The following is a 14,277-nucleotide window of genomic DNA, read 5'->3' on the forward strand; positions in this document are numbered from 1 at the left end:
TTCCGACAGCCCCTTGGGGGCCTTCTCGGAGTCGATCAGGGTCTCAAACCCATAACGATACTGGTCGACGTCGATGCGCTTCACGCGCTCGACCGTCTCTTGTACGGCTGGCATTCCATCCTCCGCTCGCGGTTTCAAGGACCGCGGTGGATCAAACTCGGACGAGTATTACGATATTTCCTGGCGGAAAGCACGGGCTTAGAACCGTTCAAGCCGTGTTTCGTCGCCTAGCCCTTAAGTAGGGTATTACCAAGCTTTCGCCAAGCCTCTAACGCCCTATTGATGTCCCCAGGTTCTGTGGACCAGCCAAGACTGAGACGCACCGCTCCCTGGGCTACCGCCGGGTCGTACCCCATGGCCGACAGCACGTGGGACGGCTGGACCTTTCCCGAGGAGCAGGCCGAGCCGGAGGAGACCGCGATGCCCTCCAGGTCGAAGCCGATTACGGCGGTCTCGGCCTTCAGGTCTGGCGCGGTGAAAAGCACGGTATTTGGCAACCGCGCCACGTCGTCCGCAAAGACCGTCGCCCCGGCGATGCCGCGAAGGCCATTTTCCAAACGATCTCTGAGGCTTGCCATTCGCTTCGCATCCTCCGGCAGAGCCTGAAGCGCGGCCTTCACCGCTGCGCCGAAGCCGGCGATTCCCGCGACATTCTCGGTTCCGGCGCGACGGCTGAGCTCCTGCCCGCCCCCTCTCAGCAGCGGTTCCAGTCCCGCAATCCCCTCCGCCACGACCAGCGCGCCGACACCTTTGGGGCCGCCGATCTTGTGCCCAGAAAAGGTCGCAAGGTCCGCGCCTACCTCATTCATATTAAACGCGATTTTGCCGAGCGCCTGGATCGCGTCGACGTGCAGGAGGCCGCCAGCCTCGTGAACTATCCGGGCCGCCTCGGCTACCGGCTGGAGCACGCCGGTCTCGTTATTGGCCGCCATCAGGGAGACCAGCGCCGGCGGGCCGCTCCCGAGCAGCACCTTCAGATCATCGAGGTCGACCACGCCAGAGCGTGTCACCTGAATCTGGTCGATCCTTTCCGCCGGGAACCGCCCGCCAGCCAGCACCGAGGCGTGCTCGATCGCCGAGACCAGCAGCCGCACGACCGGCCCTCTCGACGGGCCCCGCAGACCAGGCGACAGCGCCAGCGCATTGGCCTCGGTTCCAGCGGAGGTGAAGATGACATTCCGCGGCAACCCACCGACCGCAGCCGCAAGCGCGGCCCGGGCGTCCTCGACCAGCCGTCGCGCTTCCCGTCCCTCGGCATGCACCGAGGATGGATTGCCAACGAGATCATAGGCCGCGACCACCGCCGCCCGCGCCTCGGGGCGCAGTGGCGTGGTCGCATTCCAGTCGAGATAGACGCGGCTAGGCATGGCGCCCTCTTAGCACCTTTTGCCATCACGCCAATCGGCGCCAGCGCGCATCAGGCCGGCTGCTGCTGCGCAATCCTGCCTGAGGCTCGGGCCTCCATTCGCAGCCCGAACAGCGGCCGCAGCCAGACGATTCGCCGCGCGACCTCGTAGGTGATGAGACAAGTGAGCGCGGTGCCGGATATCACCAGTGCGGCTTCGCTTCCAGCTGACAGCTGACTTCCCCGCAGCGCGTGCGCGATCACAATGATCGCGGTCTGATGCACGATGTAATAGGGAAAGATCGCATCGGTAAGATAGCGGCGCACGGGACCATCGGCCGTCATCAAATGGCGCCGCGCAAAGCCGAGCACAGCGGCCATCGCGATCCATTGGTAGCAGCCATAGACCGAGCCAGCGAACCATCTCAGCATCGGCGACCGCGAAAACAAGCCGCCATAAACGAGGATGAAGGCGGCAAAACAAGCGACCGCCATTGCCAGCGCCACCCAGCGCTGACGCTCGATATCACGCCAGGCACTTTCCTGGCGCGCGAGCAGGTAGCCGATCAGGAATGCGGTTGCATAGTCCGCGTGATTGTACCAATCGCCGAACAGCGCATGCGTCGAGGGAAAGGTCGGGAACAGGAACAGCCGCCAGGCTGCGAACAGCAGGCACGGCAGCACCAGCAGCCGCGGTCCAGCGAGCACGCGCCCCAGCCTCTCACCAACCCAATCTGCGGCAGCCGGCCACAACGCCAGCACGCCAGCCAATGCCATCGTGTAGACCCAGAGATAGACCACGAACCAAAGGTGGTTCCAGGTCGGCTGCACGATGCAGGGAGTCGGACAGAACTGCGCGCTGAATGCGAGGTAGTGTTGGACGTAGAAATCGGCAAAACCTTGGAGATAAGAACCTTGGGAGTAGCCGAGGCTCTCGACGATCTGCAGATAGGACTGCGGCGGCACGATCACGAGCATGCCGAAGGCCAGCGGGATCAAGAGCCGCGCCGACCGGGCGCGGGCGAAGGCCGCGAGCTGGTACTTTCCCAGCATGAAGCGGCTGGCGACGCCGGAGACCAGGAACAGGAGCGACAGCCGCCAGGGATTGAGGAGCAGCATCACCGGCTCGAGCCAGACCAGCCGGTGCACGCTCTTGATGTGAAATCCCCAGGACACGTAGAGCATGCCGACATGGTAGAAGATCAAGAGCCCGAAGGCTAAAATCCGCACCCAATCCAGATCGATGCGTCTTTCCTGGGCTGAAAATTGCTGCGGTGTTGACATGGCTATCTGCTCCCTGACGGCACTACAAACCCGGTTTTCGGGCCATGGCTGAGAGCCAGAATGCCCCCGAGACGGAGCGCGTCGAGACGGTTTGGGATCAGGACCGGGCGCACGGGGACGAGGCGTCGGCCACTGGGACGAGCGGTTGGCGCGGCGGGATCAGTCGTGGCGACTGGACGATGTTCGGAGCGATCGCGCTGGTCGCGCTTGCCATCGGCATCGTCAATGCGCTCTCCGGCGCGCAGGACGCCGCCTGGCGTGGCGACAGTTCCGATGTCGGCCGGCGGCTGTTCTGGGAGCTGTCGAGCATCATCGTCATCCTGCTGCTGGTGCCGATCCTTGTTTTCGCTGTCCGGCGCATGCGGCAGGCACCAAGCTTGGCAGCGCGGGCTCGAATCGGGGCGATCGCCCTGCTCGGCTTCTCCGCCATCCACATCGCCGGCATGGTGTGGCTCCGGAAATTGGCGCTCTGGCTCGCGGGAAGTGCCTACGACTTCCATTTCTCGCTGGCGACGGTCCTGTACGAGTTCCGCAAGGATGCCGTGACCACCTTCCTGCTTGGCGCAACGCTGTGGCTGATCGAAAGCCGGCGCGAGTTCAGGAAGGCCGCACTCGCGGCTGCATCCATGCAGGGCGCACCGCCGGACACCCCCTCCCCCGATCTGATCTGGCTTCGGGACGGCACAAGCCGCATTCGCGTCGCTGCTCGCGACATCCTGTGGGTCGCCTCCGCCGGCAACTACATCGAATACAGCCTCGCCAATGGCACGCAGCACTTGATCCGGGGCACGCTTGCGGCGACCGAAAGCGAACTGGCCCGCTTCGCCATCGTGCGCGTTCACCGAACCAGGCTTGCCAATCTGGGCCGGGTGAGCGGTGTGGAGTTCAAGCCGTCTGGGGACTTCGAGCTCACATTCGACAACGGGCAGACGCTTGGCGGCAGCCGCCGCTACCGCCCCTCGGTCGCCTCGCTCGGGGGCAGCACCGCCCCTGTGTGAATCGACCCGGCGCCGCGCCGTCAGTCGATAAATATGTGTGATGTCAATTGGTTACCGCACGGCACGCGAGCCTGGCAGCGGCGAACGAACCGGCATGTGACACCGAAATGAACGGCTAAGCTCTTGAGCACATTGAGAGATGTCGAAGATGCTTGCTTTTTGACCCTCAGCCTATGTTAGAACGCGGCCGTCAAGTCACCGTGCGCCGTTTGCGCATCACCGCGAGGCGCACGCCTTTTCACCCTTCATTCGCGCTTCCGTCGGCATCTGCCGACGAGGCCACAATCGGTTGATTGCCGAGGATCCTCGCTCCAGCACATCAATCAAGAGATCACCGATGCCCGAAGTCATTTTTACCGGCCCTGCTGGCCGTCTCGAAGGCCGCTATCACCCGGCCAAGCAGAAGAACGCGCCGATCGCGATGATCCTGCATCCGCATCCGCAGTTTCACGGCACGATGAACCATCAGATCGTGTACCAGTGCTACTACGCCTTCGCGCATCGCGGCTTCTCGGTGCTGCGCTTCAATTTCCGCGGCGTCGGCCGCAGCCAGGGCTCGTTCGACCACGGCACCGGCGAACTGTCGGATGCGGCCGCCGCGCTCGACTGGGCGCAGACCATCAATCCCGAGGCGCGCGCCTGCTGGGTTGCCGGCTTCTCCTTCGGCGCCTGGATCGGCATGCAGCTCCTGATGCGCCGCCCCGAGGTCGAGGGCTTCATCTCGATCGCGCCGCCGGCCAACCTCTACGACTTCTCGTTCCTCGCGCCCTGCCCCTCGTCGGGCCTGATCGTGCATGGCGAGAAGGATGCGGTGGTGCCCCCCAAGGACGTCAACACGCTGGTCGAGAAGCTGAAGACGCAGAAGGGCATCGTGATCGACCAGCAGATCATCCCCGGCGCCAATCATTTCTTCGACGCCAAGCTCGAGCCGTTGATGGAAACCATCACGGCTTATCTGGACATGCGTCTCGCCAACGTGCGCTGACCACTTGTAGCCCGGATGGAGCGAAGCGAAATCCGGGAGACTCCATCCACGGAGACAAGGCCCCGGATTGCGCTTCGCTCCATCCGGGCTACGAGTTCAAGCCAGCTTGAGCACGACGATTCCCATCAAGACGAGCGCGATGCCCGCAAGCTTCATCGCGCTCAAGGTCTCGCCGAACAGCACGACGCCCATGACGAACGTGCCGGCCGCGCCGATTCCGGTCCACACCGAATAGGCGACGCCGACCTCGAGCACCTTCAAGGCGCGCCCGAGCAGGAAGACGAAGGCAGCGAGCAGCACGAGTGATGCGATGCTCCAGCCCGCACGCGTGTAGCCTTCCGCATATTTCATCGAGATCGCCCAGCCGACATCGAGCGCGCCTGCGATCACCAGCATCAGCCAGGCCAGGGATTGCGACATCGGACCGTGCTCAGGCCGCGAGTTTGAGCAGATGCGCGTCGTGGCGCACGAGGAAGGCGCGCAGCAATTGCGGATAGTCTTCGCCGACGGCGGTGCGGACACTTGGACGTTTCGCCAGTTCGGCGCGCCAGGCACGGACCTTCGGCACATCGCGGAAGATGCCGTGCTCTGTCAGTTCGTCGAACAGGTCGAAATAGCGGAAGATCGGTGCGAACACGGCGTCGACCAGGCTGAACGCATTGCCGGCGAAGAACGGGCCTGCGCCGAGCGCGGCTTCGACGCGCGCAAATTTCGCAACGAGGGCCTGGCGCTTGCTGTCGAATGTCGCCGGATCGGTCGTCGTCTCCAGCCCCCAGAGATCGCCGAGGATCGCCGAGCCGAACTCCATCCACGCGCGGTGCTCGGCCCGCTTCAGCGGATCGGCCTGATGCAGCTTGGCGCCGCCTTGAGTCTCCTCGATGTACTCGCAGATCACGTTGCTCTCGAACAGCGCGACCTCGCCCTTGTCGGTCGTCACCACCAGCACGGGCACCTTGCCGAGCGGCGACAGCTTCAAGAACCAGTCGGGCTTGTTGGCGAGATCGATGTCGATCCGCTCGAACGGCACGCCCTTTTCTTTCAGCGCGATCACGGCGCGCTGCACGTAGGGGCAAAGCTTGTGGCTGATCAGTTTCAGTGGAGTGGTCATGGCAACGATCCCGACGGTGAGATGCAACTGCATCCATATAGATGCACTTGCATCTACTCGTCAAGATAGATGCACCTGCATCAACCCCCTGTGATCTCAGGCAGTCATCTTCACGGTCTGGCGATCACCCCGCCGGTCATCGGCATCGGCACGCCCGTGGTGGCGGGATAGGACAGCGGCAGGCCTTTCAGGCCGCGGGCGGCGAGGAAGCCGAAGGCCTGCGCCTCGATGGCGTCGGAGGCCCAGCCGAGGGACTCGGCGGCCTCGACGGTGGCCGAGCCCACCCGCTCCCGCAGCATCCGCAGCATGGTCAGGTTGCGGGCGCCGCCGCCGCAGACGATCCAGCTGCGCGGCCGGCGTGGCAGCAGCGGGATGATCCGGGCGATCGCCGCGGCGGTGAACGCGGTGAGCGTCGCCGCGCCGTCGGCCAGCGCCACGTCGCCGAGCTTGAGCGCGGCAAAATCATTGCGATCGAGCGATTTCGGCGGCGGGCTTGCGAAGAACGGCAATTCCAGCGCACGGGCGATCCAGGCTTCATCCGCCTTGCCGAGCGCTGCGAATTTACCTTCGGCATCGAACGCCTGGTTCATGGTGCGGTACATGAAATCGTCGAGCAGCGCGTTGCCGGGACCGGTGTCGCAGGCGATCAGCGTGTCGTTGCCGTCGATATAGGTGATGTTGGAGACGCCGCCGATATTGACCACGACGATCGGCCCCTCGCGCTGGAGCGAATGAGCCAGCGCCCGATGGTAGACCGGCACGAGCGGCGCGCCCTGCCCGCCGGCCTCGACGTCGGCGGCGCGGAAATCATGCAGCACGGGGATATGGATCGCCCTGACCAGCGCCGGCGCGTCACCAATCTGCACCGTCAGCCGTTTTTCGGGCCGGTGCAGCACGGTCTGGCCGTGGAAGCCGACGATGTCGATGTCCTCCGCCCTCATCCGGTTCTGGGCGAGGAAGGCTGCGACCGCCTCGGCATGTGCCCGCGTCACCGCACGCTCGGCCTCGGCCAGAATGCCCGGGCGGGCGTCGCGTTGCTGCAGATGCACGGCCTCGCTCAGCGCCTGGCGCAGCAGGTTGCGCTCGGCCGGGCTGTACGGCCGGTAACCGGACGGCCCGAACGCCTTCACCTGCTTTCCATCGGTTTCGATCAGCGCGACATCGACCCCGTCCAGCGAGGTGCCGCTCATCAAACCGAGTGCCGTCAACATCATGGATCAGCGTCCTCAAGAGACCCGGCCTGGCATGCCGATCTTGTGCCAGAGGGACACATCTTATAATGCCACAGCGCCAAGTGGCGGGCAGCAACCGAGTTCCCACGGAAGACACTTAAATTGCTCCCGAAACAGTAAACCAAGAATTGTCAGGCACGCCGACAGATGACTGCATTTAAATCGGATTTCCTCAATATCCTGCAGGAACGTGGATTCATCCACCAGTGCTCCGATTTCGAGGGGCTGGATGCGCTTGCCGCCAAGGGCGAAGCCATCGCCTATGTCGGCTACGATTGCACCGCCCGGTCGCTGCACATCGGCAATTACCTGACCATGATGATGCTGCACTGGCTGCAGCAGTCCGGCAACAAGCCGATCACGCTGATGGGCGGCGGCACCACCATGGTGGGCGATCCCTCCGGCAAGGACGAGACACGCGCGATGCGCACCATTGCCGAGATCGAGGCCAACAAGGAATCGATCCGCGGCGTGTTCGCAAAAGTGCTGCGCTATGGCGAGGGCAAGAGCGACGCCGTCATGCTCGACAATGCGGAATGGCTGACCAAGCTGAACTGGATCGAGATGCTGCGCGACGTCGGCCGGCACTTCTCGGTCAACCGCATGCTGACCATGGACTCCGTGCGCCTGCGTCTCGAGCGTGAGCAGGAGATGAGCTTCATCGAGTTCAACTACATGGTCTGCCAGGCCTACGATTTCGTCGAGCTCGCCAAGCGCACCGGCTGCAAATTGCAGATGGGCGGCTCGGATCAGTGGGGCAACATCGTCATGGGCGTCGATCTCGGCCGCCGCATGGGCACCCACCAGCTGTTCGCGCTGACGACGCCGCTGCTGACGACCGCGTCCGGCGCCAAGATGGGCAAGACCGCGCAAGGCGCGGTCTGGCTCAATGCCGACCAGTTCAGCCCGTATGATTTCTGGCAGTACTGGCGCAACACCGAGGACGCCGACGTCGGCAAGTTCCTGAAGCTGTTCACGACGCTACCGATAGCCGAGATCAAGAAGCTCGAGGCGCTCGGCGGCTCGGAGATCAACGAGGCCAAGAAGGTGCTCGCGACCGAGGCGACCGCGCTGCTGCACGGCCGCGACGCCGCGAACGAAGCCGCGGAGACCGCGCGCCGCACCTTCGAGGAAGGCGCGCTCGCCGAAAGCCTGCCGACGGTGGAAATTCCGCGCGGCGAGCTCGACACCGGCCTCGGTGTGCTCAACGCGTTCGTCAAGGCAGGCCTCGTCGCCTCCAACGGCGAAGCGAGGCGCCAGATCAAGGGCGGCGGCCTGCGCGTCAACGACGCGCCCGTCACCGACGAGAAGATGGCGTTGTCGGCGGGCAACCTGACGCCGGAAGGCGTGATCAAGCTGTCCTTCGGCAAGAAGAAGCACGTGCTCATCAAGCCTGCATAGGCGTATGAGCTTTTCACTGCTTGTCAGGGCGCGCCGAAGCGCGCTCCCTGAGGGCAATGGATCAGAACACGCCCAAGGAAACGACAGCGGAAACGAGCAAGGAGCAAGCCGGAAGCGCCAAGCGGAATGCGGTGCGCACCGCACTCGTGGTGCTCTGGCTGTGCTTTACGCTGGCTGTACTCGGCCGCGGGCTCAGCGAGAGCTTCACGGTCTTCCTCAAGCCGATTTCCGAAAGCCTTGGCTGGGATCGCGCCCAGGCCGTCTCGATCTACTCCCTCACCTGGCTCGTCAGCGGGCTGACCGCACCGCTGGTAGGCCGCCTGTTCGATCATTCCGGACCGCGCATCGTCTATGCGCTCGGATTGTCCCTGCTCGGCTCCGCCTTCCTGATCGCGAGCCATGCGCAAGCACTCTGGCAATTCCAGCTCTCGATCGGGATCTGCGTCGGCATCGGCGTCGCCTTCATCGGCAATGTGCCCAACTCGATCCTGCTCGGCCGCTGGTTCGGTCCAAAGCTGCCGACCGCCATGGCGGTGGTCTATTCGGCGATGGGCGGCGGCGTGCTGGCCTTGCTGCCGGCCTCGCAGCTCCTGATCGATCGTCTCGGCTGGCGCGAGACCTACCAGGTCTACGGCATCGCCGCGCTCGGGCTGCTGGTGCCGCTGCTGCTGCTGCCCTGGCGCATGTTCGCGGCCGGCTCGCCGAACGTCACCAAGAAAAGCGATCCGGATTTCGTCGACAGCGGCTGGACGCTTGTGAGCGCGATGCGTCACCATGCCTTCTGGGCCCTGTTCTCGACCTTCTTCTTCACCGCGGTCGGCATGTATTCCATCGCGGCGCAGATCGTGGCCTATCTGATCGACGCCGGATTCCCGCCGCTCCAGGCCGCGACCGCGTGGGGCTTCTCCGGTGTCGTGCTGGTGTTCGGCATGCTCGGCGTCTCCGCGCTCGACGGCCTGATCGGGCGCCGGCCGTCGGTGCTGCTCAGCTACGCGATCTCGATCCTCGGCATCGTTCTGGTGTGGCTGCTGCAGTACTATCCGAACGTCATCCTGCTCACCGGTTTCGTCGTCTGCTTCGGCAGCATGATGGGCTCCCGCGGGCCGTTGATCAGCGCGACCGCGATGCGGATATTCCAGGGCAAGCGCATGGGCACCATCTACGGCACGATTTCGATCGGCAGTGGCCTCGGCTCGGCGTTCGGCTCCTGGAGCGGCGGCCTGATCCACGACGCAACCCACGGCTACAACGCGCTGCTCGCTTTCGCACTTGCGAGCGTGATCCTCGGAATGATTCCATTCCTGATCGTGCCCGCCTTGCGGCGCTAGGTATCTCAGAGGTAACCTGATCGCATTCGCGCCACCGGAAACTTACGGATGGGACTGGCACGAATACGCGCAAAAAATACGGATCACACGCGGCTCAAACACCCGTCTGCGGTGTTATGTCCGACATGACAAAAATGTCAGCGCGGAATTGATCCTGGGTGGCTTGCGAGGAGGAACCGAATGAGGTCCAAGTCGCTGCATTGGATGGAGGGCAAACCAATGGACTTTTCTTTTCTCTCTCGCTTTCAACCGGTTCTTCTGAGCCTGTTTCGCTTCGTCACCGGCCTCTTGCTGTTCCAGTACGGCATCGCCAAACTGTTCAAGTTCCCGCCTGTGCCGATGTTCGCGAAAGTCGAACTGATGTCGCTCTACGGCGCCGCCGGGACACTCGAACTGGTGGTCGGAGGGCTGTTGATGATCGGCTTGTTCACGCGCCTCACCGCTTTCATTCTCTCGGGTGAAATGGCCTTCGCCTACTTCATGGGGCACATGTTCAGGGGCGATGCGCCGGTGTTCCTGCCGCTGCTCAACGGCGGTACCGCCGCGATCCTGTTCTGCTTCGCCTGCCTCTACCTGTCGGCCGCCGGCGGCGGACCGATCAGCGTCGATGCCGTGATGGGCAAGGAGAGCGGCGCGGCCGGCGACGCGTTCGCGCGGCGCTAAGGCGTCCCCAGATCACTTCGCAAGCAGCACGGCACCGGCGGATGCGCCGGTGCCGCATCAACGCGCCCCCAGCACGTTCCAGATCAGAACGAGGGCCGCGACGAGCAGCACGGACATGATGATGCGATGAACGAATCGATTCATTGCGGGCCCAGCTCTGCTCCGTAGCTACCAAAGTCCACGATCGATTTTCCGGGGCATCCGCAGCGGCGGACGCCGAAACACGGCGATTTGCCTGCAGGATTGTGCACCCGGCTGCGAAAAGGTGCCGTGCGCGGCAGCGCGTCGCACGCTTCCATTCATGATTGGTAAGAACTTCATGCTACCGACGCGAGCATAACAACCATTCGTAGAGGCCGCGATGAAACTGCTGAGCCACCTGAAGATCCGCACCAAGCTTACCAGCATGGTCTGTCTTGCAGCTCTCACAGTCACGGCCATCATCGGTCTATCGGCCGTGCTCAGCAAGAGCCGCATGATGGAAGACCGAGTCCAGCAGATGCGGACCGCCGTCGAGCTCCTCTACAACTACGCCCAATCGCTCCAGGACGAGGTGACCGCCGGCAAGCTGACGCCAGCCGAGGCCAAGAGCCTGTTCCACCAGCGCGGCCGCCGCATGAACTTCAACGGCAACCAGGGCTATCCGGTCGTCTACAATCAGGACGGCTCCCTGGTCGTGAACGGCGCCAATCAGCAGCTCGAAGGCAAGATCACCGGCGCCAAGGATTCCAACGGCGTGCTGATCGCCGACGCCATCATCAAGGCCGGCAGCGAGACCGCGCAGGGCGGCGTTACCTCCTATCTCTATCCCCGTCCCGGCCAGACCGAGCCGCTCCGCAAGACCGTGTTCGCGCGCAAGTTCGCGCCCTGGAACGTGACCATCAGCTACGGCCTCTATGTCGACGACATCGACGCCGACGTGCGCGCGCTGACGCTGCAGCTCGGTGCGATCGGCATCGGCCTGATGCTGCTGATGGCGGCGCTGTCCTGGCTGATCGCCCGCGACGTGCTCGGCGCGCTCGATCGCCAGAAGAACCGCATGCAGGCGATTTCCGAGGGCGCCATCGACAAGCCGGTCGAGGAGACCGACCGCGGCGACGAGATCGGCCGCATGGCCGAGACGCTCGAAGTCCTCAGGCAGACCGCGCTCACGGCCCGCACGCTGGAGGCCGAGCAGGTCGCCGCCAAGTCGCGCAGCGAGCAGGAGAAGCGCGAGGCCCTGATCGCGCTTGCCGACCGCTTCGATGCCTCCGTCGGCCAGCTCGTCGGCCTGATGGCCTCCGGCTCCGGTGAATTGGAGACCACCGCCAAGTCGATGTCCTCGACCGCCGAAGGCACCAACCGCCGCGCCGCCGTGGTCGGCTCCGCCGCCACCGAGGCCAGTCAGCGCGTCCAGACCGTCGCCGCAGCCGCCGAGGAGCTCTCATCTTCCATCACCGAGATCAGCCGCCAGGTCGCCCAATCCGCCGAGGTCACGGGACGTGCGGTGGACAGCGCCCGCCGCACCGACACCATCGTGCGCGCGCTCTCCGACGGCGCCCAGCAGATCGAGCACGTTGCCGAACTGATTTCCAACATCGCGGCGCAGACCAACCTGCTCGCCCTCAACGCCACCATCGAGGCCGCACGCGCCGGCGAAGCCGGCCGCGGCTTTGCCGTCGTCGCCTCCGAGGTGAAGTCGCTGGCGAGCCAGACCGCGGAAGCCACCCGCGAGATCGGCGACAAGATCGCCCAGATCCAGGGCGCGACCAAGGAGGCGGTGGACGCCATCGGCGGCATCACCGCCACCATCGAGGAGGTCAGCCGCATCGCCACCTCGATCGGCGCGGCCATCGAGGAGCAAGGCGCCGCCACCGCCGAGATCGCCCGCAGCGTCTCGCAGACCGCGGAGGCGACCAAGGAGGTCACCACCAATATCGGCGGCGTCTCGACCGCCGCGAACGAGACCGGCAACGCCGCCGGCATGGTCCTCGCAGCAGCCTCGAACCTCTCCAAGCAGGCCGAGCAGCTCTCCGGCGAGGTCGGCACGTTCCTCGCAGGCGTGCGCGCGGCGTAAGCCGCGCGACATCCGCGGCTCGAACGCGACGATGCATCGACGAATCGATGCATCGATTAGGCCGGCACTCGACCGCGTAACCGCGATCACGATCCATATCTTTTCTGGACAAGTCGCCGCAGGCGTTGGCGTCTCGCCTGCATATGCGTGTCCACAGCTGCGCAGATTGCGCCGCGTCTGAACGCGCCATCCCCTGCGTTCAGGAATGGTAAGAACTTCCTGATACGGCTACGCGAGAACAAGCATTCTACAACCGTTCCCGAGGCCGTCATGTCGCTGCTCAGTCACCTGAAGATCCGCACCAAGCTCGCCAGCATGGTCTGTCTCGCGGCTCTCACCGTCACCGCTCTGATCGTCGGGTCGAGCTATCTCAGCAAGACTCGCATGCTCGAGGATCGCGCGCGCCAGATGCAGACGGCGGTCGATCTGTTGCACGGCTTCGCGCAATCGCTGCAGGACGAGGTCGCCGCCGGCAAGATGACGCTCGCGGATGCGCAATCCGAGTTCAAGCTGCGCGGCCGGCGGATGAAGTTCAATGGCGGCCAGGGTTATCCCGTCGTCTACACCGCCGATTCGACTGTCATGATGAACGGCGGCGCACCTCAGCTCGAGGGCAAGAACAACGGCATCAAGGATGCCAATGGCATCGTGATCGGCGATGCCACGGTGAACACGGCCAGACAGGCCCCTGAAGGCGCCATCCTGTCCTACCTCTTCCCACGTCCGGGCGAGACAGTTCCGGTTCGCAAGCTGGTATTCGCTCGCCACTTTGCGCCCTGGAACGTCGCGATTGCCTACGGCCTCTATGTCGACGACATCGACGCCGACGTGCGCGCGCTGACGCTGCAGCTCGGTGCGATCGGCATCGGCCTGATGCTGCTGATGGCGGCGCTGTCCTGGCTGATCGCCCGCGACGTGCTCGGCGCGCTCGATCGCCAGAAGAACCGCATGCAGGCGATTTCCGAGGGCGCCATCGACAAGCCGGTCGAGGAGACCGACCGCGGCGACGAGATCGGCCGCATGGCCGAGACGCTCGAAGTCCTCAGGCAGACCGCGCTCACGGCCCGCACGCTGGAGGCCGAGCAGGTCGCCGCCAAGTCGCGCAGCGAGCAGGAGAAGCGCGAGGCCCTGATCGCGCTTGCCGACCGCTTCGATGCCTCCGTCGGCCAGCTCGTCGGCCTGATGGCCTCCGGCTCCGGTGAATTGGAGACCACCGCCAAGTCGATGTCCTCGACCGCCGAAGGCACCAACCGCCGCGCCGCCGTGGTCGGCTCCGCCGCCACCGAGGCCAGCCAGCGCGTCCAGACCGTCGCCGCAGCCGCCGAGGAGCTCTCATCTTCCATCACCGAGATCAGCCGCCAGGTCGCCCAATCCGCCGAGGTCACGGGACGTGCGGTGGACAGCGCCCGCCGCACCGACACCATCGTGCGCGCGCTCTCCGACGGCGCCCAGCAGATCGAGCACGTTGCCGAACTGATTTCCAACATCGCGGCGCAGACCAACCTGCTCGCCCTCAACGCCACCATCGAGGCCGCACGCGCCGGCGAAGCCGGCCGCGGCTTTGCCGTCGTCGCCTCCGAGGTGAAGTCGCTGGCGAGCCAGACCGCGGAAGCCACCCGCGAGATCGGCGACAAGATCGCCCAGATCCAGGGCGCGACCAAGGAGGCGGTGGACGCCATCGGCGGCATCACCGCCACCATCGAGGAGGTCAGCCGCATCGCCACCTCGATCGGCGCGGCCATCGAGGAGCAAGGCGCCGCCACCGCCGAGATCGCCCGCAGCGTCTCGCAGACCGCGGAGGCGACCAAGGAGGTCACCACCAATATCGGCGGCGTCTCGACCGCCGCGAACGAGACCGGCAACGCCGCCGGCATGGT

The 14,277-nt window shown here is 64.8% G+C and carries 12 protein-coding genes; 7 read left to right on the forward strand and 5 right to left on the reverse strand.

The features are described from left to right. Positions 1–227 precede the first annotated feature (227 nt). Positions 228–1,367: a cysteine desulfurase family protein gene (locus JQ566_RS34310; RefSeq protein WP_212380646.1), complete on the reverse strand. Its 1,140-nt coding sequence runs from the start codon at positions 1,365–1,367 to the stop codon at positions 228–230. Positions 1,368–1,417: 50 nt separating this feature from the next. Beyond that, positions 1,418–2,629: an acyltransferase family protein gene (locus tag JQ566_RS34315; RefSeq protein ID WP_212380648.1), complete on the reverse strand. Its 1,212-nt coding sequence runs from the start codon at positions 2,627–2,629 to the stop codon at positions 1,418–1,420. Positions 2,630–2,673: 44 nt separating this feature from the next. On the opposite strand from JQ566_RS34315, the gene JQ566_RS34320 reads away from it, so the two are divergent. Together JQ566_RS34320 and JQ566_RS34325 are read left to right on the forward strand one after the other, a co-directional pair. Next, positions 2,674–3,627, forward strand: a complete 954-nt coding sequence (locus tag JQ566_RS34320; protein WP_212380650.1) for a LytTR family DNA-binding domain-containing protein — start codon at positions 2,674–2,676, stop codon at positions 3,625–3,627. Between the two features lie 337 nt (positions 3,628–3,964). Continuing rightward, on the forward strand, positions 3,965–4,612 hold the full coding sequence (locus JQ566_RS34325) for an alpha/beta hydrolase (RefSeq protein ID WP_024337874.1): 648 nt from the start codon (positions 3,965–3,967) through the stop codon (positions 4,610–4,612). Between the two features lie 96 nt (positions 4,613–4,708). On the opposite strand, the gene JQ566_RS34330 is transcribed toward JQ566_RS34325, so the two are convergent. The 3 genes from JQ566_RS34330 to JQ566_RS34340 form a co-directional block, all read right to left on the reverse strand. After that, positions 4,709–5,032: a DMT family transporter gene (locus JQ566_RS34330; RefSeq protein ID WP_212380652.1), complete on the reverse strand. Its 324-nt coding sequence runs from the start codon at positions 5,030–5,032 to the stop codon at positions 4,709–4,711. A gap of 10 nt (positions 5,033–5,042) precedes the next feature. Then, positions 5,043–5,720 carry a glutathione S-transferase family protein gene (locus tag JQ566_RS34335; protein WP_212380653.1) on the reverse strand — a complete coding sequence of 226 codons (678 nt, stop codon included), beginning with the start codon at positions 5,718–5,720 and terminating at the stop codon, positions 5,043–5,045. A 110-nt stretch (positions 5,721–5,830) separates the two neighbouring features. Then, a complete protein-coding gene (locus JQ566_RS34340; RefSeq protein WP_212380655.1) occupies positions 5,831–6,934 on the reverse strand; it encodes an anhydro-N-acetylmuramic acid kinase in 1,104 nt (367 codons plus the stop codon). 165 nt (positions 6,935–7,099) lie between these two features. Here JQ566_RS34340 and tyrS point away from each other — a divergent pair, with 165 nt between their 5' ends. From tyrS to JQ566_RS34365, 5 genes are all read left to right on the forward strand, one after another. Then, positions 7,100–8,353, forward strand: coding sequence for a tyrosine--tRNA ligase (tyrS, locus tag JQ566_RS34345; protein WP_212380657.1), 1,254 nt, complete (start codon positions 7,100–7,102; stop codon positions 8,351–8,353). A 56-nt stretch (positions 8,354–8,409) separates the two neighbouring features. After that, a complete protein-coding gene (locus JQ566_RS34350; protein ID WP_212380659.1) occupies positions 8,410–9,681 on the forward strand; it encodes an MFS transporter in 1,272 nt (423 codons plus the stop codon). Between the two features lie 219 nt (positions 9,682–9,900). After that, a complete protein-coding gene (locus tag JQ566_RS34355; protein ID WP_212380661.1) occupies positions 9,901–10,344 on the forward strand; it encodes a DoxX family protein in 444 nt (147 codons plus the stop codon). A 361-nt stretch (positions 10,345–10,705) separates the two neighbouring features. Then, positions 10,706–12,400, forward strand: coding sequence for a methyl-accepting chemotaxis protein (locus JQ566_RS34360; protein ID WP_212380663.1), 1,695 nt, complete (start codon positions 10,706–10,708; stop codon positions 12,398–12,400). Positions 12,401–12,670: 270 nt separating this feature from the next. Then, a partial coding sequence (locus tag JQ566_RS34365; protein ID WP_212380665.1) for a methyl-accepting chemotaxis protein occupies positions 12,671–14,277 on the forward strand: 1,607 nt, incomplete at its 3' end.

It is taken from the genome of Bradyrhizobium sp. SZCCT0231, from assembly GCF_018130245.1.
GTDB lineage: Bacteria > Pseudomonadota > Alphaproteobacteria > Rhizobiales > Xanthobacteraceae > Bradyrhizobium > Bradyrhizobium japonicum_F.

Excerpts from the sequence above, each read along its gene's own strand:
- JQ566_RS34335 (WP_212380653.1), bottom strand. The coding sequence starts at position 5,720 with ATGACCACTCCACTGAAACTGATCAGCCACAAGCTTTGCCCCTACGTG.
- JQ566_RS34315 (WP_212380648.1), bottom strand. The coding sequence starts at position 2,629 with ATGTCAACACCGCAGCAATTTTCAGCCCAGGAAAGACGCATCGATCTG.
- JQ566_RS34340 (WP_212380655.1), bottom strand. The coding sequence starts at position 6,934 with ATGATGTTGACGGCACTCGGTTTGATGAGCGGCACCTCGCTGGACGGG.
- JQ566_RS34350 (WP_212380659.1), top strand. The coding sequence starts at position 8,410 with ATGGATCAGAACACGCCCAAGGAAACGACAGCGGAAACGAGCAAGGAG.
- JQ566_RS34310 (WP_212380646.1), bottom strand. The coding sequence starts at position 1,367 with ATGCCTAGCCGCGTCTATCTCGACTGGAATGCGACCACGCCACTGCGC.
- JQ566_RS34360 (WP_212380663.1), top strand. The coding sequence starts at position 10,706 with ATGAAACTGCTGAGCCACCTGAAGATCCGCACCAAGCTTACCAGCATG.
- JQ566_RS34355 (WP_212380661.1), top strand. The coding sequence starts at position 9,901 with ATGGACTTTTCTTTTCTCTCTCGCTTTCAACCGGTTCTTCTGAGCCTG.
- JQ566_RS34320 (WP_212380650.1), top strand. The coding sequence starts at position 2,674 with ATGGCTGAGAGCCAGAATGCCCCCGAGACGGAGCGCGTCGAGACGGTT.
- JQ566_RS34325 (WP_024337874.1), top strand. The coding sequence starts at position 3,965 with ATGCCCGAAGTCATTTTTACCGGCCCTGCTGGCCGTCTCGAAGGCCGC.
- tyrS (WP_212380657.1), top strand. The coding sequence starts at position 7,100 with ATGACTGCATTTAAATCGGATTTCCTCAATATCCTGCAGGAACGTGGA.
- JQ566_RS34330 (WP_212380652.1), bottom strand. The coding sequence starts at position 5,032 with ATGTCGCAATCCCTGGCCTGGCTGATGCTGGTGATCGCAGGCGCGCTC.